The sequence below is a fragment of the Halobacillus rhizosphaerae genome, from assembly GCF_046719735.1.
Lineage (GTDB): Bacteria > Bacillota > Bacilli > Bacillales > Halobacillaceae > Halobacillus_B > Halobacillus_B rhizosphaerae.
Genome location: NZ_JAUTWQ010000004.1, coordinates 36,332 through 57,090, shown reverse-complemented (window position 1 = coordinate 57,090; position 20,759 = coordinate 36,332). Strand labels below are relative to the sequence as shown.

Below are 20,759 nucleotides of genomic sequence, written 5' to 3'. Positions count from 1 at the left end.
CTACGACTCCATTCATATTGCTAAACTGAAAATAATGAAGGAAAGGAGCTAACCGTATGAAAGTATCTATGACAAATGGTACCGCGAACTACTTAGCAAAACTAGCTCAGCAGCACCCGGATGCCGGCCTGTTATTTATGCAGGACCACGATAAAACAGTTGCCTATTATGAAGGTGAAGACCTATCTATTTTTGAAGAAGGCAGAAACTTTGAAGTAGTTGATGCCACTGGAAGCCTTTTAGAGACCGGTTACGTCGTGATGAATAATATTCCCGTTTCTTATGAAGGTCGTCCGGTTTTCGAAGATCGCTTTAAAAACAGGGCCGGGCAAGTGGAAAACAGAGAGGGCTTCCAAGCGATCCGTATATTACGACCGCTGAAAGGAAACACGTATATTGTTCTCACCCAATGGCGTAATGCACAGGATTTTGAGGACTGGAAAAACTCTCAATCATTCGATGAAGCCCATAAGAATTCCGGACCTAAACATACAAAGAAACCTTCCTTTATTGATGGTCCCGCCTACATTACAAAGTATCACATGACTCAACTAGAAGAATAACACAGCAAAAGTGAGCAGCCAGTGGCCGCTCACTTTTTTTCCATGATTTAATCTTTACCTGCTTGTTTTTGAAAGAAATCCTTATAAGCAGATTCGGGGTTCTCTCCTACAATCCTCGCCGTTTCTTCCCCATCTTCAAAGTGGATTATGGTTGGAGTCCCTTCAATCTTATACTTTTGCCACTGACTTTGAAATTCGAGCACATTCATTTTTAATAAATCTACTCCCATATCCTTAGCGAGAGGCACAACTATAGGAGTCGTGCGCTTACAATGCGAGCATTCAGGACTAAAGAAATAAACGGTAGTAGACTCGCCTGATTTGATTTGTTTCTCTAGATCATCCGGCTGAATAATATTTTGGTAGAGTGGATCATCCAGCAGGTCAATAGTCGATTGCTTTAAATTATTCTTCCCATATGGATTGCCTTCTGATTTCTTTGATCCTTGATAATTGACGACTACCGCTAAGATCACTAGGAGAAGTACTAGGCCTCCTCCAAAAATTAACATGTTTTTTTTCATGAAACGTTACTCCTTTGCTTCATCAGCAGGTTCAAATGACTAATGAAAATAATGATAAATGCTGTGCCTGCTAAAAAGGGAATCGTAATAAATCCAAATACGTTTATATACTCTCCGTTACAAGGAACAATCCCGCATGATTCTCCCGCTGATTCCAACGCAGGAATCTTTTGAATTAAATAATGATAGATTGAAACCAGCATTCCGATACCGCTTAAGATCAATCCAGGGAAAGCCATATTCAAATTCTTCTTTAATAAAGCTGAACCGTGAATAATCACCAGCGGATACATTAAAATCCTTTGATACCAGCATAGTTCACACGGGGTATAGCCTAGTACCTGAGAAAAAAACAAACTTCCAAGTGTTGCTATAAGGGCGGCTGCCCACATTAAAAATAGTAAATTTTCATTCGCAGATTTCATGTCTCACGTTCCTTTCAACCTCTCCCAATGCTATTATACTAGGTATGAAAGGGAAAACAAATACTTGCTATAGAAATTCGAATGATGTAACCAAACTGTCACAAATGTGAACGTTCTTATTTAATGAAAAGCACTGGTGAATTTTCATTAGGGCATTTTTTGGAGATCTCCCTCTAAACCACTTCCGTGAATTATTTTTAGATGGCCGATCCACCATCCCACTTGCGAATAAAAAAATAATACCGGCCTATAAGCAGCACCGGCAGAATGAACCTTGCTAAAATGCACGCTACAGTGTTTTATTCAAGGCTTTCTTACTAATTGGTTGCGGTGAGCATAAACAGCTGCCTGCGTTCGATCTTGTACATTAAGCTTGCTCAAAATACTACTCACATGAGTCTTTACCGTCTTGATTCCTATATAGAGTGACTCGCTAATCTCCTGGTTGGTCATCCCTTCCCCGATACACATAAGCACTTCGAGTTCCCGCTTCGTAAGCTCATCATGAAGCTTCTTATCAGGATTTTGGAATCTAGTCATTAGTTTAGTCGCCACTTTGGGCTCTATGACGTTTTCTCCTCGGGCAGCTTTTTTAATTGCTTGAGCAATTTCATCGGCAGACGATGTTTTCAGCATGTAACTGAATGCTCCTGCTTCAAGCGCAGGAAATACTTTTTCGTCATCATAATAGCTCGTTAAGATAATAATCTTGCATGTCTCTGTATTCATAATTTCCTTAGTAGCTTCGATTCCTGTACCGTTTTCCATGATCAGGTCCATCAAAACGACATCCGGCTTTAGTTTCTTAACTAGTTCTGTTCCTTCAAAACCACTCGATGCTTCCCCAACTATCTCTAAATCTTTTTCCGTATTTAAATAAGCAATAACTCCTTTTCGAACGACATCATGGTCATCTACCACTACTACCCGAATCATGGGCCACCCTCCTCTAGTTGAGTTTGCATCGGAATACGCATCTCAATGTAAGTACCCTCTCCCACTCTGGAGCGGATTTTGAAATCTCCTCCAATTTCTTCGCATCGCTCTCGCATTGTTTTCAATCCATAAGACGTTTTATTAGATTTTTTCTCTTCAATTTGAAATCCAGTTCCATTATCACTAATGTGCAAGAATACTTCTCCCTGATAGGGAACCATTTCAATGGAAGCTTCACCTGCATTCGCGTGCCGGAGGATATTAGAAAGAGCCTCCTGGACCACGCGGAATACTTGTTCTTCCGTACTTTGCGGCAGCCCTTGTACGTTTTGAATATCCAGCTTAAATTCGAGCTTACATTTTTGTTTCAATTCTTCAATAAGTTTAATTATTCCTTCTGACAACGTGTCTCCCGATAAATGGACGGGTCGTAAATGGAGGAGCAGGGCCCTCATTTCTGTTTGTGCCTGAAGAGCCATTTGTGTAATTTCGTGAAGCTGTTCTTTCGCTTGTGATTGATTCTGATCAAACGACCGCTCACAGGCTTGTGCCATCATCGATAGAGCAAATAGCTGCTGACTCACCGCATCATGAAGATCTCTGGCCAGACGTTGACGTTCTTCAATGGTCGCTGCTTTATGAGCACTCCTGGCTAAATCACTTTTTTCATTGGCAAGCTTTAATAGTGACTTTCTTTGCTGATCCAGCTTTTCCCCAAGGCCATTCAGCTCGTCTCCAAGGTCGGCTATTTCATCATTTTCACTAAAATAAATTCTAGATGATAATTCACCTAGCGAAAATTGAGTGATCATGGTAGAAATATAATCGATTCGCTTTTTTAAGTCCCCGCTTGACCGGAATCCTGCATACAAAGCCATGACAAAACCTATCACTACATAAATAAGAATAAAGAAAAGGATGGCTCCAGCCGTAAGCCATTGCGGCTGAAACCAAACGTAAATCGATAAAAACACAGCAAGTAAAATAAAAATATTTAAAGTGAGCCCATAGAGATGCGAACGAATGTACATATACCGGATACTATTTAATTGTTTCAGCATTCACTCCATCCCCTTACACTTGATCAATACGAATTGAACCCACACTAAACTCGATGTATAAACTCAGCCGTCTAGCTGCTTGTTCGTAATCTTCCGTTTCATAAGTCAATTGGCGCTGAAGTCCGTTCGTACTCTCATTCACCACTTTGATATCCCCTGTGCGCATTTTGGCTTCCACTCGAAATGGCACATTTTTTGGAATGATCATTTTCACATCTCCGATCCAGCCTCTTACCGTGATCGGTGTATCCTTATCGGGAATAAAAGCTTTGGTGAAATCAAATTGGTAATCCCCAATTCCATTCCATAGATCCATAGGTTCGACTTTCCAATTGTCCTGCTTATATTGCTGACTTCCGATGAACATCTTATTTGATTTCGCGGCTGACTGCTTCCTTTTATTTTTTTTAAATGGATCTTCTTTTCCTTCCGAATCATAGTGAATCTCTAACCGTCTCTTCGTCTTTCCCCCCTGAAAAAATAAATGAAAACCAATATAAATAAATAGTAACGGCCAGAGCTTTAACACATCGCCAAGAGTGAAAGTAAGAACTTGTAAACGATCTAAAATTAACAATACTCCCAGCACCGTCAAGAAAGACCCCCATACCCATGATCCCCCTCTTCCACTCAAATGATCAGCCCACAGTTTTATCCCTGCCCCCGCTAGCAAAACAGGATAAATATTTTCCCAGCTGAAATTCATTTCCAGGGAAATAATGCCTACATTAGCTAGAAGCAGGAGTACCCCCACCGCTACTAGACCTAATGCTAATAAATAATTGCCCAGTCTATGCCTCATTTTAATCACCCTTTATCCATCCTTCTATAGTTGTTATTCTATTGATCGCCTTCCTACTCCTTTTATTTATTCGTAGGAGAAGCTTAAAATTTTCTGATTTTTAAAGTAAAGAAGAGCTATAACAGCCACTACTAATCCACCAGTAATGGTAATGAACTGAATACTTATACCGGCAGCAATTAAGCTTGAGGTGACCAGATAAGAAATGGGTACCAGTCCTGTAGATACTGTCATTAATAAACTGAGCACCCTGCCAATCATCGCCTGGTCGGTTGTTTGCTGGACCATAGTTATTAATGGAACATTAACAAATTGAAGCAAAAATCCAATACACAGAAACAATCCAGCATTGATATAAAGCCCAATACCTAAACCGCTTATTGCATATAATCCGCCAAATAACGTAATACTTGCCAGCATAAGATAGCCGGGTTTCTTTATCGCTCCAATTGAGGCTAATAAGATGGAACCGAAAAGAGCCCCTCCACCTAATGATACTTCTAAAGTGGTTAACCCCAAAGCATCTGCATGGAATACATCTTTAACCATGAGGGGGATTCCGATACTTAGCGGACCAGTTACAAAAAAATTCAAGAAGAGAGCCATTACCATGACGGATGCAAGAAAATTATGGTTTCTAACATAGGCGATGCCTTCTTTAAATTCGGACCAAGCCCCGATATTGTTTAGTCTTTCTTTCGTTTTATTCACTCGTATTTGAAAGACGGTGAGCGAGGAAAGCAGCAGCATAGCACCCGCCAGCATAAACACCCCTTTGAAGCCAACCAGATAAATAAAGCTTCCCCCTGCAAGCGGGCCTAAAATCGGGCTGATTTGATTGGTCATTTGGATAAGTGCATTTCCCTTTTGTAATTGCTCCCCTTCCAAGATAGTGGAAGTCAAAGAATTCACAGCTGGATGACTGAACGCATCACTCACCCCAAATAATGCCGCGAATGTTATAAGGTGCCAAGGAGCAATCTGATTGTTCATCACTAATATGAGAATGACCCCTACCAAGCAGGCTCTTGATAAATCTGAAAGGAAAAGGATCGTTCGTTTATTAAATCGATCAGCAATAATTCCTCCGGTAGTCATAAACAACAGTCTTGGAACAGAAGCTGCTAGAAATAAAAATCCGAATAACGAACGATTGCCAGTGATTGAAAGCATCAGCCACTCTACACCAATAAGATAAACATAATAACCTGGAGCAGAAAAAAACGCCCCTGTAAATAAGAATAAAAAATTCCGATTTTTAAATACACTCGTATTTTCTGAAGAAATCATCCCTGTCTGCTCTGCATTCCTCATCGTAATCGCGCTCCCCATTAGTTCTTACTCTTACTATAAGAAAATCTAGTAATCATTGTAACGAGCGCCAGTTGGTCCTCTTCTCCGTCTTGAGGCTGATTTTTTCAGAATTTCAGGTACATCTTGTCTGTCGTGTACGTTTAAAGGAACTAGATCCGGGAATATTGATTAAGGTACAATACTTACTTATGAAAGGATGTAGTTTTATGGATGAAAAAATGAAAGCACTAATTGACGGACTGAACGAAGATTTAGCTAACGAGTATTCTGCATCTATTATGTACACATATAACGCCGCGGTCGTTTCTGGACTGTACCGCTCTGTATTAAAGCCTTTCTTTGAAAGTGAAGTGGAAGACGAACAGGGGCACGCGCTTTACTTAGCTGAAAAGATCAGCACTCTTGGCGGAACTCCAACTACGACGCCTGCTGAGGTCAAACAATTTAAAGATGTAAAAGACATGCTGCAAGAAGCAAGAAATGCAGAATATGATACCATTAAACGCTATGAAGAACGCAAGCAGCAAGCGGAGGAATTAAATCTAACTGAGCTTTCTGTTAAGCTTGATGATTTAATTTCAGACGAAACGGGTCATATGGAAGAAATCGATCGTCTATTACAAGATTCCCGCTTACATTCTTAATCGAAAACCTTTAACAAAACCTAAATAAATGAATTTACTGATTAATAAAACCCGGACCACCGATTCTGATGGTCCGGGTTTTATTTCATTTACTAGTTCTCTTTATTTTGTATTGGCCGCCCAGCCCCTCGAGTCATAAGTCAATCGCCTGCGTGGATAAAGAGCGATCCACTCCGCCGCTTGATTTATGCTTGTCGGGCCTCCCAGGTCGGTTTCGCTTTTGACTTTTATTTTTCAGAATGCTCTGATATATTGTGGAGTATAGAGGGGGAAAAAATTTATGTGGGATAATTTATTTCAAGCAATAGATGAACACTATGAAAAAATGGTTCAGACTCGGAGGTTTTTACACCAGCATCCTGAGCTTTCCTTTCAAGAAACTGAAACAGCCAATTTTATTGCAGATACATATAAACGACTGGGCATCTCTTATCAAACACAAGTAGGCGGCAATGGAATAGTTGCGACTCTTGAAGGCGGCAGACCTGGTAAAACGGTCGCTCTGCGTGCGGATTTTGACGCCTTGCCTATCCAAGAAGAAAACGATGTAGCGTACAAGTCTCAACGTGAAGGTGTTATGCATGCTTGTGGACACGATGGTCATACTGCTGCTTTATTAGGACTTGCCGAAGCTGTACTTCCTTTTCAAGACCAACTTCCCGGTGCCCTAGTATTCATCCACCAACATGCAGAAGAAATGCCCCCAGGCGGTGCCAAAGCGATGATTGAAGACGGGGCTTTAGACCAGGTTGATGCAGTTTTTGGCACTCATCTATGGGCTAGTACACCCTTTGGGACGATTGAGACCTCTAAAGGAGCCTTTATGGCGGGAGCTGACAAATTTGAAATTACGATTCAGGGTAAAGGGGGACACGGAGCACAGCCTCATTTAACGAAAGATGCCATTGTTATTGCATCACAACTAGTTACTTCCTTACAGCAAGTAGTAAGCAGGAGAGTCGATCCATTAAGTACTGCTGTGCTTACGATAGGAGAATTGCAAGCTGGAAGGGCATTTAATGTCATTGCGGACACTGCTAAACTTACCGGAACAGTCCGGACTTTCGATGAAACGGTGCAGAAGGACATCTTAGAAGAAATGGATAAAATCATTCAGGGGACATGTCATGCAAGCGGCGCTGATTATAAATTTGACTATGATAAGGGATATCCTCCTGTGGTTAATCATAAGAAAGAAGCGGAAATCATTCTTAACCATGCTGATCAGGCTGACCCCGGACTAACAACCAGAGAAACAGCCCCCGCCATGGCAGCAGAAGATTTCGCTTATTATTTGCTCGAGAAACCCGGCGCATTTTATTTTACAGGGGCTCAGTTACCAGACCATAATTATCCTCATCACCATCCGAAGTTTGATTTTGATGAAAGAGCTCTGCCTCACGCGGCCAAAACGCTTATCCAAGCTTATCTTAATTATCAGGAAGCTAATAACTAATGGGACAGCAGACGGAGACGGCAGCCATTCATTGCCGTTTCCCCTAATTGGGAAAGCAGCCGGCCATTTGCTACGTAACCTACAAAAGCACCGATTCCCGGTACAAGTTGAAGAATCTTCACTAAATCCAGCGTATCTCTATATTCAATTTGCAAAGATTTCCAGTCCAGTTGTTTTCTTTCCAAAGGAACTTGATCCCAATTCAAAACAATTTCCCGGACTCGATCTCTTTCCCGATCACTCGAGAACGCCAGCATAAAAAGGTGAAGAAGATAAACTCTTTCCTCATATTTATTTACATCAAGTCCATAGATTTGACCCATATCAAATAAAAACTTCATTTTAATACTTAACAATAATGGAAAGTCCGCTGCTCCAAGCCAGAATCCTCCAAGTCCCGTACCTGCTCCCTCCCATGAGGCCAGCTTTTTGTATTGATTTAACCGTTCTTTAATCAGTTCCTCCTTTTGAGCAAAAGACCAGTCTGGATTCAATGAAATTGGCCGGATGTATTCCGATGAGGTCAAGGATAGTTCTATCATTTTCCTTATACTCTCCGTTACAATGACATGGACTTTGTCCGGAATCCGATTATTGATTGAAGACTGCACTCGCTTAGATGTGCGCTTCACTAGAGAGGACCTTTTTTCTAAAGAACGGCTCCACCGTATAGCTTCTTTGTAAACTTGAGTTTGATAATCCACGACTACCTTCTCCTTTTACTTAATTTCAAGAATCATGAGGATGCCTTCAATTAACGGGGATGTGGCCCTTTACGCTTTTTTATCATTCGTTCATTTGCTTACAACTGACATCAGAATTTTCGTGTTTCTTGAAGGGATTCGAAATCTTTTTATGGTCAATGTACGGAGGGAATCGGTGAGACTCCTAGGGGAATTGCGAGACCCCGAAGAGCATTGCTCAAGGAGGCTCAGCGAACGTCCCGCGAAAAGTGGAGTCCCTATACACTTACTCCAGTCTTAAATCTTCATACCAATTTTTGCTTAATATACCCTTGGACAAATGCCAGACTGAATAGTCCTCCTCCGATCCATACTACTAGCAATCCCGTCAAATTCCATTGAAAGATAAACAATAAACCAAACAACAGTGTCTGGAACAACATAAGCTTCCTTAGCCAATTTAATAACGCTGCTTGTTTCCATTCTTTTTTCAAAGGATATATATCAAGCCAGGCAATCGTGCGATGATGGTTCCATAGAGACATCATCTGAAATGCAGTTAAGTACAAGAATAGAATGGCAAATGAGATTTTCACCCATAAATTGGGAACAAACCATATTGCCAGTCCCCCAATTACTAGTAGCCTCACATACATCCCCAGATAATCACTGCTTCTTATAAAGGTAATCCTATATAAATAATCATACGTCCGGTCTTGACGAAAGTTCACGGATGACAAGAGCACCTTTACTATTCCGTGACGTTTCTTTACCGTGTTTTTCAGATGAGGTACATCTGTAAACATATTAGCAATCCGGTAAAATGCCCTCATTCTCGCCTGGTCTTTACTCACCAACAGATCCCATGGCAGTCCCGCTTTCTGGCGTGCCAGATAATACGTGTAGAGCATAAGGACCACAAGCAGTATTGTAAGGATACTTGCAAATACCCATTCTCCTATCGTCAAAAAGTAAAAAAGAGCACAGCTCAAAAGGAACTTAGCCACTTGGTCAAAAAATCTTGTCCGGGGATTCCTTTCTTTCAGCATCCACCAGTTGGACATCATATTCCACACTTTAACGACTAGCACAATTCCGATCATGATTAGATAGTACTTCCCTGCCTCAGGATAAGAAGCATGATAAAGCGGACCGAGAGCAGCAGCGATTAAAACTACGATATATAACTGGATAATAAAGCTGTAATATAAGCACCTTCTAAAATAATCCTGAAGCTGGTACTCCGCTGGCAGAAGAAACACAAGATCAGGTTCCTTTAATAACGTCCTTACCGGGCTGTAGCTTGCGATAAAGCCAAAGGCTATACCAACTACCCAAGCCGTCGGAAAAGAGTCAGGAAGCTCTGTGAGCCACCTCTGATAATAGAAAGAAAGAGCAGAAATAAAAAAAATCATAGCTACTGCAATATGGCCGTTAAATATATAGCGAAGATACCGGCTGGTTTCTTTCAAGTGGTCGGAAAATCGCTGGGTCCAAAACTGCTTCGCTTTAATCATTGGGATCTTCCTTTGTGAGCTGTACATAAATTTCATCCAAAGAAGCTCCAGGGGCTTTAAATGATTGCTGTAATTCAGCCAGTGTCCCCATTGCCCTGATCACGCCGTCGTGTAAGATAACAAAGCGGTCACAATATTTTTCAGCCGTAGCTAATATGTGAGTAGACATTAATATGCCGGCCCCTTTTTCTTTCATTTCTTCCATTAAATTCAAGTAAGACTGAATACCTAAAGGGTCTAAACCAACAAAAGGTTCGTCCACAATATAAAGCTCTGGTTCGATCAAAAAAGCACACATGATCATCACCTTCTGCCGCATTCCTTTTGAAAAATGAACTGGAAACCATTTTAATTTCTTCTCCATTCGAAATTCCTTTAGTAAAGGGGGCAGCCGCTTTTCAAACGTGGCCTCCGGTATGTTATAAGCCATAGCAGTAAGCTTAAGATGTTCATGCAGGGTAAGTTCATCATAAAGAATGGGCATTTCAGGGATATAAGCTAACTGCTGGCGATAAGTTTCAGGATTCTCTTCAAACGAAGTACCATTAATGGAAACTTTGCCTTTCTTCGCTTCCATCATTCCTATGACATGCTTAATTGTGGTACTCTTGCCGGCCCCATTTAAGCCAATTAATCCAATAATTTCTTTAGGGAAAACGTCAAAAGATATGCCATGTAAGACATTTTTATGGGTATAACCTCCATGAAGGTTATCAATATGTAATAACGATTGCATTTTAGAATCCCTCGTTTCATAAGCTTCACATTCTTTACAAATTTTATCACACTTTTATTAGCGCTTGTACTAAAGAACAGAAGTAGGTCTTAATCGAGTATTAATCCTTCAATATGATACAATGATACAAAACTTTACAAGGAGATGAGCACATGCCAGAACATAATGACTGTATCTTTTGCAAGATTATTAACGGAGAAATTCCTTCCGCTAAGGTTTATGAAGATAACGAGGTATACGCCTTTCTTGATATTAGTCAAGTAACAAAAGGTCATACGCTTGTTGTGCCTAAACAGCACACGAAGAATATTTATGAAGCAGACGACAAATTAGCGGAAAGTTTATTCGCCCGTATCCCTAAAATTGCGAACGCTATTAAGAAGACGTACCAGCCTGCTGGCATGAACATATTAAATAATAATGAAGAACCAGCTGGACAATCCGTCTTCCATCTCCATATCCACCTGCTGCCTCGTTACGGAGAACAAGATGGATTCCAGGCAAAGTGGAAGGTACATTCAGACGATTATTCCACTGAAGACTTGCAGGAAATTGCAGAAAACATCCACAATAACATTTAAGCTGCACTATTTTGTTTTTGAGATAAAGATTTGCTATAATCCATATATGCGCTCGCTTGCGGTCGACAGGACACGTTAGGAACGCAGAATAGAGTTGAGACTAGTTTGAGCTGAGGAGAGATGATTAAATGAATACAAGAATTTTAGTAATGCTTTCATTACTCATTGGAATTGGTACCGTTCTGCACTATATTATGCCGCCTTTTTTCTTTGGAATGCGGCCGGATATGATGTTAGCCATGATGTTTTTAGGAATCATGTTTTTTCCGGGTCTGCGTTATGTCATAGTTCTTGCAGCTGCTACGGGAATTATTTCAGCACTGACCACTACTGTTCCCGGCGGACAGCTAGCGAACCTTATTGATAAGCCAGTTACTGCCCTGACATTCTTTGGGTTGTATCTCCTGGTTAAGAAAAAAATGAATGATAAATGGACCCCGTCCATTCTTACAGCAGCTGGCACCATGGTCAGCGGCGGAGTGTTCTTGAGTGTCGTATTATTTGTTATCGGATTAATGCATGCCAGCTTTGCTGTTATGTTTATGACCGTTGTTCTGCCAACAGCACTGCTGAATGGCTTCTTGATGGCCATCATCTATCCGATTGCTCAAGGGATTATCAAACGTGCCCGCCTACCCCAATCCGTCAGCTATCGATAAGATCAATGAACTAACAGTGAATCGAAAGACTAAGGTCACTACAGTGGAGAGCCATGTAGTGACCTTATTAGACTCATGAATATCTGCATCTATCGACATGTTTTCTGTATCTTTTTTATTTATTTTAGGTTTCAATCATACATATTAAGAGAAAATAATAATACTAGGTGGTTGGAAAGGGGTTTTTATAATGCCAAACGGAAAATCGTTAGTTTTAGGAATTGTAGTAGGTGGCGTCGCAGGAGCGGCCTATACCTTGTTTAATACACCTTCCTCAGGCCGTGATTTCAGAGAAAATGCTCGTTTAAAAAGCGAGAACCTTAAGAATATGGTCTTTAGTTTGAAGGAAGATGGACTACAGCTTAAGGACCAAATCGCACAAACTTCAAAAGAAGGCGCAGAGTTGATTAAAGAACTATCTGAAGATGTAAAATCTTCGATAGAAAGCTGGAAGAAAACAGTTGAGCCCCACCAGAAGAATATCCAGAAGTATTTAGAACAAATTGAAGCCAGCTTAAAAGAACTTGAAGAAAAAGCGAAAGCTGAACAGCCAAATGGAGATGACACTCAGCCAAGTCATGAAGTGATCAATCATCAATAAAATTCAGCATCTAGACCCGTGTCTTCCAAAGATACGGGTCCTTTTTCTTATAAAATACCTCCATCCTGTTTTCCCGTACATGAAACAGGATTAGAAAAGACATACGTTTCTGCCTAAGCTTATTAAGCAATGATCTAGCTGCGGAGCCAGCTAAAAAAAGACCCGAACCCATGGAAATCCACGGTTCGGGTCTTTTTATTGAATCCTTTTGTTTTTATAACAGATATAATCATTAATCTCCACGCTGAGTATTCAAATTCTGAGTAAAACGGTCAATAATAATGGCTAAGATTACGATGCCAAGACCAGCTACGAACCCAGTCCCTACTTCTGCACGCTGTAATCCAGTAATAACCATTTGCCCTAAGCCTTTCGCACCAATCATGGATGCGATTACTACCATTGACAAAGCAAGCATTACAGTTTGGTTAATTCCTGCCATAATGGTCTTCTTAGCCATTGGCAATTGAACTTTAAATAGCTTCTGTATTCCTGTCGTTCCGAATGAATCTGATGCTTCAATTAACTCATGAGACACCTGCCGGATTCCCAAGTTCGTGAATCGTACGGTTGGCGGTGTCGCGAAAATGACGGAAGCAAACACACCTGGAACCATTCCTATACTGAAGAATGCTACTGCAGGAATTAAATATACGAACGCAGGCATAGTCTGCATAAAGTCAAGGACAGGTGTGAAAATACTTTGAACTGTAGAGTTCTTGGCCATCCAGATCCCCAGTGGGACTCCGATTATAACGGAAATTAAACTTGAAAAGATGACCAATGTAAAAGTGTTCATCAATTCTTCCCAAAGACCCTGATTGGCTATAAACCATAGTCCAATCACTGAGAATGCCAAAAGCCCGAATTTCTTGCCACTGACAAAAAACGCTAACACTGCAACAACAACAATAAATAGCCAGATCGGTATAGACATCAGCCACTGTTCAGCAAATAATTCGATAAAATCTCCAAAATCCTGCTTAATGAAATCAAAGAGAAATTCAAATGTATCCGTTATCCATTCAGTTGCGCTTGATACCCATTCTGCTACTGGAATTTTAGGAATCAGTCCCATTGATATTCACCTCACTTCCAGCTAATGCGGCAATAACGGCCCCTCGTACAATAATACCTTGCAGTTTCCCATCTTCTACTACGGCTACAGGAACTGGTGCATCATGAATCACGTTAAAGATCTCATTCATTGATGTATCTTTAGTAACTTTGGGGATATCCGTCCGCAAAATAGCTTTTAAATCCTTACGATCTGTTTTAGCTTCTTCTGATACATCATCCGCTGTCACGTAGCCGTGAAGTATACGCTTGGCATCCGTCACATAGATACTTGACAATCCTTCTTTGCGCATTCTTTCGAGAGCTGTGCGCGGACCATGTTTTTCAATGTCGACAGTTTCAGGACGTTTCATAATATGCTCTGCAGTCAGAACCTTAGAGCGATCCACATCTTCCACAAATCTTTCTACATAATCATTGGCAGGGTTCATAAGTATTTCTTCAGGTGTACCAATTTGTACGATGCGTCCATCTTTCATCAAAGCAATTCTGTCACCTATTCTAAGTGCTTCATCTAAATCGTGAGTAATAAATAAGATTGTCTTTTGCATGGACTCCTGAAGCTCTAACAGCTCATCCTGCATTTCTTTTCTAATTAATGGGTCTAGTGCAGAGAAAGCTTCATCCATAAGAAGAACTTCCGGATCATTAGCTAGTGCACGGGCTAATCCGACACGCTGCTGCATACCGCCTGATAATTGAGAGGGGAATTGATTAATATAGCCCCCAAGACCAACCATTTCTAATGAAGTTTGGGCTTTCTTTTTCCGCTCATCTTTATCCATACCTTGAACTTCTAAACCGAACTCAGCATTTTCCAAGATAGTACGATGAGGAAATAAGGCAAAACGCTGAAATACCATACTCAGTTTTTCACGGCGAATTTTTCTTAAGCTCTTCTTATCCATTTTCGCCAAGTCCTGACCGTCTATCATGACACTGCCTTCGGTGGGTTCAATTAAACGATTAATTAATCGAACCAAGGTAGACTTACCGCTCCCTGACAACCCCATAATAACGAAGATTTCTCCTTCTTCTACATTAAAGGTAGCACGGTTAACACCTACCGTATTTCCTGTCTTTTCTAAGATTTCATCCTTCGATAAATCTTGATCCAAATACTGGGTTGCCTTCTTGGCATTCTTACCAAATATTTTGGACAAGTCTTCTACTTGTATGATCGGCAAAGCTTCTCACCTCTTGTTTTAAGTTTATTATGTTACTTTCCGTCCAGAATTAATCCATCTTTAGAATCAGTCACCCTATATACTGTAACCGATTTGTAATAAAAAGTTCAAACGATATATTCTTTGAAATAAGTATAAAAAATATGTTCAGTTTAAACTGAACAAACTTACAGGGTGTGATTGCTTCATTTATCTTTTATATGCTTTGAATTACTCCTTTAATTGGGATTTCAGTATTATTCCCATATATAGTAATGTGAAGAGTAACAAAGATTGGCAAAGGAGGAACTTATGGTATTAAGAGAACACCAGTCATTAGAAGAAATGAATACCAAAGTGGTTCATGAATTTTCCAAAACTCTGGAAATGTTCGGGCTGACTCCAGCTGAGGCTCGATTATTCGTAACCCTTTATATAAATTCCGTTCCCATGACCCTCGATGAAATGAGTGAAGAGCTCGGGAAAAGCAAAACTTCTATGAGTACTGGGATTAGAAGTCTGGTCGATCAAGGACTCGTGGAAAGAGTATGGAAAAAAGGATTTAGAAAAGATCTGTACACAGCCGATCAAGATCTGTATAAGAAATTTATGACTTCCTATATTAAAAAGTGGCTCACTTCAGCACAGGAACGGGGCAATTCTTTAAAAGACCTCGAAAATCAATTACAAGAGGACTACAAAAACTACCCTGGACACACCTTGAAAGAAGCGGATCATCTGATGAAAAAAATGGAAGAGATGATACAATTTTACCAGTTAATTTCTACTACCTTTGAAGACCTTCACCTTGACCACAAATAAATATTTTTGACCCTTTTTATCCTGGCGGGTTACTCTCCGTAAGTTCGCCAGGTCTTTTTAGTATTTTAAAAATGCTAGATTCGAACATTATGGGTTGAAAATTTCCTAAACAATAATAAGATAGTAATATAACCAATATATCTAAGGAAGCTCGGCATTTCTTTATTGGGTAGTGTTAACCGATGTCAAAGAATTAACGTCAACCCTAGAGAAGGTGAGAAAAATGAAGGATAAAATCTCCAAACAAGAAGCAATATTTTACAGCCATAAGATGGCCCAGTTGTCCAAAGCACTTTGGAAAGCAATCGAAAAAGATTGGCAGGATTGGATCAAGCCCTTTAAGCTGAACATTAATGAGCACCATATTCTATGGATAGCTTATCATTTGGAAGGTTCCAGCATATCGGAAATCTCCAAGTATGGTGTGATGCATGTTTCAACAGCTTTCAATTTCTCCAAAAAGCTTGAGAAGCGCGGTCTTCTCCAATTTTCCAAACGTGAGAATGACAAGAGAAATACTTATATTGAATTAACTAAAGAAGGCAGTGAATTGCTTGAGGCTACGTTAAATGAATACAGCCCAGAAGATAATTCTGTTTTACGCGGTGCCCTTCCCATGACAGAAATGTATGGTAAACTTCCTGAGTTTCTGGACTTGTCCGCTTTAATTAAAGAGATTTATGGAAACGAGTACATGGAGATTCTTGAACGGTCTCTTGAAAATATTGAAGAAAAAAATCCTGTAAATGAAGAGCCTACAGATATTGAGTCCTACAAACAACAGCCTAAATCTTCTTAATTATCTATGTTGAATTCTTCACAAACTTGATAAAAATGAACCTACCCTTGAAATTGAACGCAGCCGGGTAGGTTTTTTTATGTCTTAATTTGCAGCAGCTCTTTTGCTAAAGCAGGATAAATCCCTTCTTCTCTCAGGGCAATTAAAGTGTCTTTAATCGGAAGCTTACAGGTAAGCATTCCTGCAAAATGTAAAAGTAAAGGGGTATAGTCCACCAGCCCCTCGCTGCGATCCTTTTCATAATTACTATGTAATTCTTCCACTAAGTGAAGGGTGTGTGTATATTCTTCTTCTGTCACTCCTCTTTCAATTACTAATCGAGTAAAGGGAAACTGATGCAGTTCTACCCCTTTAAGCAGTAATTGCAGATGAAAATGACACGACTCACAAGTCTCCTTTTTCTCCACAATTTCCCCTCCAAAATTATCGTTGCTGAATTATTAAAAAATTCTGACGAATTAGCGCTATGACGGTTTTTAAAGTTAATAAATTTTTTTGTGTAAAACCTATTGCTTTTTCTTTAGAAACATACTATTATTCCACTTGTGCGACTCACGAATTAAAGTACATGATAATTAATATCATATCGATAATAAATAGAAAATCACAGCATTTTTTGCAGTAAAGGAGGATTCTTCGATGAATTGCTGGAAATCAATTAACATCACTAAAGAATTCGGTTCAAATCGTGTTTATCTTATGTCTTTATTGACAGGATTACTGTCATTTCTTCTGCTGTATATTCCATTCTCAATGATTCATGGGACTCACAGCATGAAAGATCATGGATTCTTACCATTACTGATCGTCTTGTTCTTCCTACCATCCATGCACCGGCTTATGCATATTTTACCGTTGGTTCTTTTCTATAAACGACTGAAAGTGAAATTCAGAGTCAGAGGACGGATGGTCCCAACGTTCAGTTATCAGTGCAAATCTAAGCTATCTAAACAGACTTCTATTGTGATGGCATTGGCTCCAACTTTGTTAATGACGCTGCCTGCTCTTTTCATGGCTTGCGTATTTCCAAACTATTATGCCTATTTTGTTTTGTTTGCGGCAATGAACATTGGATTGTCCTTTACTGACTACCTTTATTTAAACCAATTCGCAAGAGCCCCCCGGCGCTGCATCATTGAAAATGCTAAAGAGGGTTATGACATTCTAATTCAGCGGAAAGAAGCTTAATCAAATCATCAGCAGAAATCAGGAACACAGCGCTGCGACAGAAAGCAGCGCTGTTTATCTTTATTAAGAGGTGTTTCTCCTGTTCAATCTGACTAAATTTTGATAGAGTAGTTCCATAGGGAATAAAGGAGGTTCTTCATCGTGGCTTACGGATTTATCATATACGCGCTATTTGTACTGTTTGTGTTTAACTCTCTCACTCATTCCTTATGTTTAAAAACGAAGATGTCGACAGAAAAGCAAACACGCGTGTTCAGGACAATTAATGTCCTCATAACCATTCTACTGATTTCATCCTATGTGGAAGTACTCAATACACTTTAAAAAAAACAGGCAGCGGCATAAGCCGCCGGCCTGTTTTTTTATGGGCTTTATCTTATAACCAAGCAGCACCCACAATGATAAGCAAAATAAATAGAACAACGATCAAGGCAAAACCGCCACCGTATCCGTAGCTCATTTTCTCACCCCCCTTGCTGCCAACTTAGAGTATTTTATGCAGGAAAATTTAAGACGGATAGGCATTAGTCTAGGACTTCATTTATTTTTCTGAATCCTGCTGGTACAGGCGAGGTAAAATATGTTATATTAACTCATGGGCTGTTTTTAGAATTACCTCTACGTCAATATACAATTAATCGTTTAGGAGTGTACGTAAATGAAGAAAGTTATCATCAGTGCTGCCTTAGCAGCAAGTGTATTAGGTTTATCTGCTTGTTCATCCGATGACAATGCAGATGATTCCAAAGTTGTCGTTGAAACAAGTGGTGGAAATGTAACGAAAGACGAATTTTATCAAGAACTTAAAGATAAAAGCGGAGATGAAGTACTCCAGAAACTAGTTATGGAAAAAGTTCTCTCCGATAAATATGATGTTTCAGATAAAGCGGTAAATAAAGAACTTAAATCCTTAAAAGATCAATATGGGGATCAGTTCCCAACAGTTCTTCAACAAAGCGGTTTCTCAAGTGAAGATGAATTCAAGAAAACCATTCGCTTAAGCCTGCTTCAAGAAAAAGCAGCATCTGAAGATATTGACATCCCAGAAAAAGAAATGAAAGCTTATTATGAGAAAATGAAAACACAAGTTCAGGCTAGTCACATCCTAGTTGCCGATAAAGAAACAGCTCAAAAGGTTGAAAAAGAGCTGAAGAATGGCAAGGACTTTGGTACATTGGCTGATAAGTACTCTACGGATGATGCTTCTGCTAAAAAAGGCGGTAAGCTTGGTTACTTTGGTCCTGGAGAAATGGCACCTGAATTCGAAGAGGCTGCTTACAATTTAGACGTCGGTGAGATCAGTGATCCTGTGAAGACCCAGTTTGGGTATCACATCATTAAAGTAACAGATAAAAAGAAAAATAAAGATGTAAAACCTTATGACAAAGCAAAATCAGACATTAAACGTACACTGGTTAGTCAAAAGGTTGATCAGCAGCAGCTTCAGTCTAAAATCACGAAAATGATGCAAAATGCTGACATTAAAGTGAAAGACGATCAATTTAAAGATCTCTTTAAAAAGCCAGATTCATCAGCTTCTAACGGAAGCGGATCTTCTGATGCAGGCAGCACTTCCGACAGCGGAAGTTCTTCTGATGACAGTAACTCTTCTGATAAATAGAACAAAGCAAAGCCAGGTGATTGCTCACCTGGCTTTTTTATAGACCTATTGTAGCTCGTTCTTTTTCTCTTTTTTCTTTCTCTTCCTCAATTCGTTCAAGGTAAATCTGTCCCTCTCTTTCAATAAAATGCTGTTCCATTTTATTTTCTGCCCTCATTGCTCGAAGTGCCATATAACCGCTTAAGAAAATGAATACAATACAAAAGAATACCCATATTGGAATGCCGAAGATCATGCGTAGTACCTCCCTGTCCCATTTGCTCTATGGTATGAGAAGAAAACCAACAATATGAATAGAATCGACTTATTTGTTTGCCAAATTCGGTTGTGCAACCGTTACTAACATTCTGCTGTAAACAAAAGCACTGACTAAAGCCAGTACTCCTAAAAGGCAAAAGGTAAACGAATAGCTAGTATAATTAGAGATTACAAGGCTCAATGGTGCGAGTAAACGGCCAAGTGTAAAGCGTAAGGAAGCTGCAGAGAAATATTGACCTCTCATATTTTCAGGAGCTAATTTGGATATAAAGCTCTCCTGAATCCCCACGACCATTAACTCAGCGAATGTAAAGATAGCCATGGCAAGGATGAATACCCAGACCGAAGATGTTAATCCATAAAGGCTGATTCCTGCAGTATACATAAGACAGGAAATAATAAATACTTTCTTTTCTTTAAAGCGATTCATCCATCTGGTAACAACGACGGTAAATAAAGCTACGAGCAAACCATTCTCAGCTAGAATCAATCCAAACGCCCTTTCTCCAGAGATGGTCCATTTAATTGTGCCTATATCCACAATTGTCTGAGCTTGAATAACCTCGCTTGTATAAACAGCAATTAATATATCCAGCTGCATAAAGGTTTGGGCTACTAGAATACCTGCTACAATAAATAGCAGAAAGTTGCGGTCCTTTGCAATCAGCCGGTAATCACTTAATTCATGCCAAATAACTCGAATCCAGCCTTTATTATGCTCCTTCACTCTTTCTTTAATGGAAATGGTTTCTTCTAAGTAATAAGATAATATCCAGGCAAGAACAGCAGTAATCACAACTCCTGATAAGAGCATTTCAAAACGATATGTATAGAAGATATAGCTCCCAATAATCGGGCCAATCACGACTGCGATATTTAATGAAGTATAAAACACAGCAAATATCCCCGCTCTGTGCTTCTCTGGAACTACGTCAGCCACCATAGCATGGGATGCCGGCCAGTAAAGAGCCCCAAACACTCCCAGCAAGCTGAAGGCGGCAAATGTGAGTAAGGAGGAATCTAGCCATGGTGAGTTTGCCAGGGCAAAGAAGCCAAACGTCAGACTTTCTCCTACTGCTGCATAAACCATCATCTTCTTCCTGCCGAAACGATCTGCACAGTACCCTCCTACTAAGCTTGCTGCCACAGAAAATGCTTGAGAAAGCACGAGGAGGACGCCGGCAAAGTCCTTCCCAAATGCTCGTTCAAAATAAATGGTCATAAACGGGAAAAATGACCAAAATAATAGATTCATCGTCCCTTCACCAACAAGACGAATCTTTAAGTTACGATCCCAATCTTTCCATTTCATCTTTTAATCCCCTA

The 20,759-nt window shown here is 40.0% G+C and carries 26 protein-coding genes; 11 read left to right on the top strand and 15 right to left on the bottom strand.

All coding sequences use genetic code 11. The annotated features are described in order from the left end of the window. The first annotated feature begins 56 nt into the window (after positions 1-56). Positions 57-563, top strand: a complete 507-nt coding sequence (locus Q7A53_RS06915; protein WP_411788408.1) for an antibiotic biosynthesis monooxygenase family protein — start codon at positions 57-59, stop codon at positions 561-563. Positions 564-610: 47 nt separating this feature from the next. Here the strand turns inward: Q7A53_RS06915 and Q7A53_RS06910 are convergent, their stop codons facing one another. From Q7A53_RS06910 to Q7A53_RS06885, 6 genes are all read right to left on the bottom strand, one after another. Beyond that, the gene (locus Q7A53_RS06910) at positions 611-1,087 is read right to left on the bottom strand and encodes a thioredoxin family protein (protein WP_411788407.1); all 477 of its coding nucleotides are present in this window, start codon (positions 1,085-1,087) and stop codon (positions 611-613) included. Beyond that, a complete protein-coding gene (locus tag Q7A53_RS06905) occupies positions 1,084-1,512 on the bottom strand; it encodes a disulfide oxidoreductase (RefSeq protein WP_411788406.1) in 429 nt (142 codons plus the stop codon). Before Q7A53_RS06905 ends, Q7A53_RS06910 begins: the two co-directional genes overlap by 4 nt. A gap of 303 nt (positions 1,513-1,815) precedes the next feature. After that, positions 1,816-2,448: a response regulator gene (locus tag Q7A53_RS06900; protein WP_411788405.1), complete on the bottom strand. Its 633-nt coding sequence runs from the start codon at positions 2,446-2,448 to the stop codon at positions 1,816-1,818. Next, positions 2,445-3,509: a histidine kinase gene (locus Q7A53_RS06895; RefSeq protein ID WP_411788404.1), complete on the bottom strand. Its 1,065-nt coding sequence runs from the start codon at positions 3,507-3,509 to the stop codon at positions 2,445-2,447. The genes Q7A53_RS06900 and Q7A53_RS06895 overlap by 4 nt, the downstream gene beginning before the upstream one ends. Positions 3,510-3,522: 13 nt before the next feature. Next, positions 3,523-4,311, bottom strand: coding sequence for a cell wall-active antibiotics response protein LiaF (gene liaF / locus Q7A53_RS06890; protein WP_411788403.1), 789 nt, complete (start codon positions 4,309-4,311; stop codon positions 3,523-3,525). Between the two features lie 66 nt (positions 4,312-4,377). Continuing rightward, positions 4,378-5,643: an MFS transporter gene (locus Q7A53_RS06885; protein ID WP_411788402.1), complete on the bottom strand. Its 1,266-nt coding sequence runs from the start codon at positions 5,641-5,643 to the stop codon at positions 4,378-4,380. 188 nt (positions 5,644-5,831) lie between these two features. Between Q7A53_RS06885 and Q7A53_RS06880 the strand changes: the two genes are divergently transcribed. Both Q7A53_RS06880 and Q7A53_RS06875 read left to right on the top strand, forming a co-directional pair. Next, positions 5,832-6,269: a ferritin-like domain-containing protein gene (locus Q7A53_RS06880; protein ID WP_411788401.1), complete on the top strand. Its 438-nt coding sequence runs from the start codon at positions 5,832-5,834 to the stop codon at positions 6,267-6,269. A gap of 280 nt (positions 6,270-6,549) precedes the next feature. Next, entirely contained in the window at positions 6,550-7,725 is a 1,176-nt protein-coding gene (locus Q7A53_RS06875) for a M20 metallopeptidase family protein (protein WP_411788400.1), read from the top strand. On the opposite strand, the gene Q7A53_RS06870 is transcribed toward Q7A53_RS06875, so the two are convergent. The 3 genes from Q7A53_RS06870 to Q7A53_RS06860 form a co-directional block, all read right to left on the bottom strand. Continuing rightward, positions 7,722-8,429 carry an EcsC family protein gene (locus Q7A53_RS06870; RefSeq protein WP_411788399.1) on the bottom strand — a complete coding sequence of 236 codons (708 nt, stop codon included), beginning with the start codon at positions 8,427-8,429 and terminating at the stop codon, positions 7,722-7,724. The two genes, Q7A53_RS06875 and Q7A53_RS06870, sit on opposite strands and share 4 nt — an antisense overlap. A 284-nt stretch (positions 8,430-8,713) precedes the next feature. Further along, positions 8,714-9,925: an ABC transporter permease gene (locus Q7A53_RS06865; RefSeq protein ID WP_411788398.1), complete on the bottom strand. Its 1,212-nt coding sequence runs from the start codon at positions 9,923-9,925 to the stop codon at positions 8,714-8,716. Next, a complete protein-coding gene (locus Q7A53_RS06860) occupies positions 9,918-10,661 on the bottom strand; it encodes an ABC transporter ATP-binding protein (RefSeq protein ID WP_411788397.1) in 744 nt (247 codons plus the stop codon). Before Q7A53_RS06860 ends, Q7A53_RS06865 begins: the two co-directional genes overlap by 8 nt. A gap of 152 nt (positions 10,662-10,813) precedes the next feature. On the opposite strand from Q7A53_RS06860, the gene Q7A53_RS06855 reads away from it, so the two are divergent. The 3 genes from Q7A53_RS06855 (at position 10,814) to Q7A53_RS06845 (ending at position 12,502) form a co-directional block, all read left to right on the top strand. Further along, positions 10,814-11,242, top strand: coding sequence for an HIT family protein (locus Q7A53_RS06855; RefSeq protein WP_411788396.1), 429 nt, complete (start codon positions 10,814-10,816; stop codon positions 11,240-11,242). Positions 11,243-11,370: 128 nt separating this feature from the next. Continuing rightward, positions 11,371-11,901 carry a tryptophan transporter gene (locus Q7A53_RS06850; RefSeq protein ID WP_411788395.1) on the top strand — a complete coding sequence of 177 codons (531 nt, stop codon included), beginning with the start codon at positions 11,371-11,373 and terminating at the stop codon, positions 11,899-11,901. Positions 11,902-12,091: 190 nt separating this feature from the next. After that, the gene (locus Q7A53_RS06845; RefSeq protein WP_411788394.1) at positions 12,092-12,502 is read left to right on the top strand and encodes a YtxH domain-containing protein; all 411 of its coding nucleotides are present in this window, start codon (positions 12,092-12,094) and stop codon (positions 12,500-12,502) included. A gap of 232 nt (positions 12,503-12,734) precedes the next feature. Here Q7A53_RS06845 and Q7A53_RS06840 read toward each other — a convergent pair whose 3' ends face one another. Further along, on the bottom strand, positions 12,735-13,580 hold the full coding sequence (locus Q7A53_RS06840; RefSeq protein WP_411788393.1) for an ABC transporter permease: 846 nt from the start codon (positions 13,578-13,580) through the stop codon (positions 12,735-12,737). Continuing rightward, on the bottom strand, positions 13,564-14,766 hold the full coding sequence (locus tag Q7A53_RS06835; RefSeq protein WP_411788392.1) for a quaternary amine ABC transporter ATP-binding protein: 1,203 nt from the start codon (positions 14,764-14,766) through the stop codon (positions 13,564-13,566). Before Q7A53_RS06835 ends, Q7A53_RS06840 begins: the two co-directional genes overlap by 17 nt. A 291-nt stretch (positions 14,767-15,057) precedes the next feature. On the opposite strand from Q7A53_RS06835, the gene Q7A53_RS06830 reads away from it, so the two are divergent. Continuing rightward, positions 15,058-15,567 carry a GbsR/MarR family transcriptional regulator gene (locus tag Q7A53_RS06830; protein ID WP_411788391.1) on the top strand — a complete coding sequence of 170 codons (510 nt, stop codon included), beginning with the start codon at positions 15,058-15,060 and terminating at the stop codon, positions 15,565-15,567. 223 nt (positions 15,568-15,790) lie between these two features. Next, complete coding sequence (locus Q7A53_RS06825; protein ID WP_411788390.1) at positions 15,791-16,366, top strand: HTH-type transcriptional regulator Hpr; 576 nt, start codon at positions 15,791-15,793, stop codon at positions 16,364-16,366. A gap of 77 nt (positions 16,367-16,443) precedes the next feature. Here Q7A53_RS06825 and Q7A53_RS06820 read toward each other — a convergent pair whose 3' ends face one another. Beyond that, entirely contained in the window at positions 16,444-16,773 is a 330-nt protein-coding gene (locus Q7A53_RS06820; RefSeq protein WP_411788389.1) for a DUF1878 family protein, read from the bottom strand. A 232-nt stretch (positions 16,774-17,005) separates the two neighbouring features. On the opposite strand from Q7A53_RS06820, the gene Q7A53_RS06815 reads away from it, so the two are divergent. Together Q7A53_RS06815 and Q7A53_RS06810 are read left to right on the top strand one after the other, a co-directional pair. Next, positions 17,006-17,554, top strand: coding sequence for a DUF3267 domain-containing protein (locus Q7A53_RS06815; RefSeq protein ID WP_411788388.1), 549 nt, complete (start codon positions 17,006-17,008; stop codon positions 17,552-17,554). A gap of 141 nt (positions 17,555-17,695) precedes the next feature. Then, positions 17,696-17,878 (top strand): hypothetical protein, encoded by a 183-nt coding sequence (locus tag Q7A53_RS06810; RefSeq protein ID WP_411788387.1) that lies wholly within the window; start codon positions 17,696-17,698, stop codon positions 17,876-17,878. A gap of 52 nt (positions 17,879-17,930) precedes the next feature. On the opposite strand, the gene Q7A53_RS06805 is transcribed toward Q7A53_RS06810, so the two are convergent. Then, the gene (locus tag Q7A53_RS06805) at positions 17,931-18,014 is read right to left on the bottom strand and encodes a YjcZ family sporulation protein (RefSeq protein WP_244713881.1); all 84 of its coding nucleotides are present in this window, start codon (positions 18,012-18,014) and stop codon (positions 17,931-17,933) included. A 198-nt stretch (positions 18,015-18,212) separates the two neighbouring features. On the opposite strand from Q7A53_RS06805, the gene Q7A53_RS06800 reads away from it, so the two are divergent. Further along, positions 18,213-19,175 carry a peptidylprolyl isomerase gene (locus Q7A53_RS06800; RefSeq protein ID WP_411788386.1) on the top strand — a complete coding sequence of 321 codons (963 nt, stop codon included), beginning with the start codon at positions 18,213-18,215 and terminating at the stop codon, positions 19,173-19,175. A 37-nt stretch (positions 19,176-19,212) separates the two neighbouring features. On the opposite strand, the gene Q7A53_RS06795 is transcribed toward Q7A53_RS06800, so the two are convergent. After that, the gene (locus Q7A53_RS06795) at positions 19,213-19,410 is read right to left on the bottom strand and encodes a sporulation YhaL family protein (protein WP_411788385.1); all 198 of its coding nucleotides are present in this window, start codon (positions 19,408-19,410) and stop codon (positions 19,213-19,215) included. 69 nt (positions 19,411-19,479) lie between these two features. Then, positions 19,480-20,745 carry an MDR family MFS transporter gene (locus Q7A53_RS06790; RefSeq protein WP_411788384.1) on the bottom strand — a complete coding sequence of 422 codons (1,266 nt, stop codon included), beginning with the start codon at positions 20,743-20,745 and terminating at the stop codon, positions 19,480-19,482. Positions 20,746-20,759 lie beyond the last annotated feature (14 nt).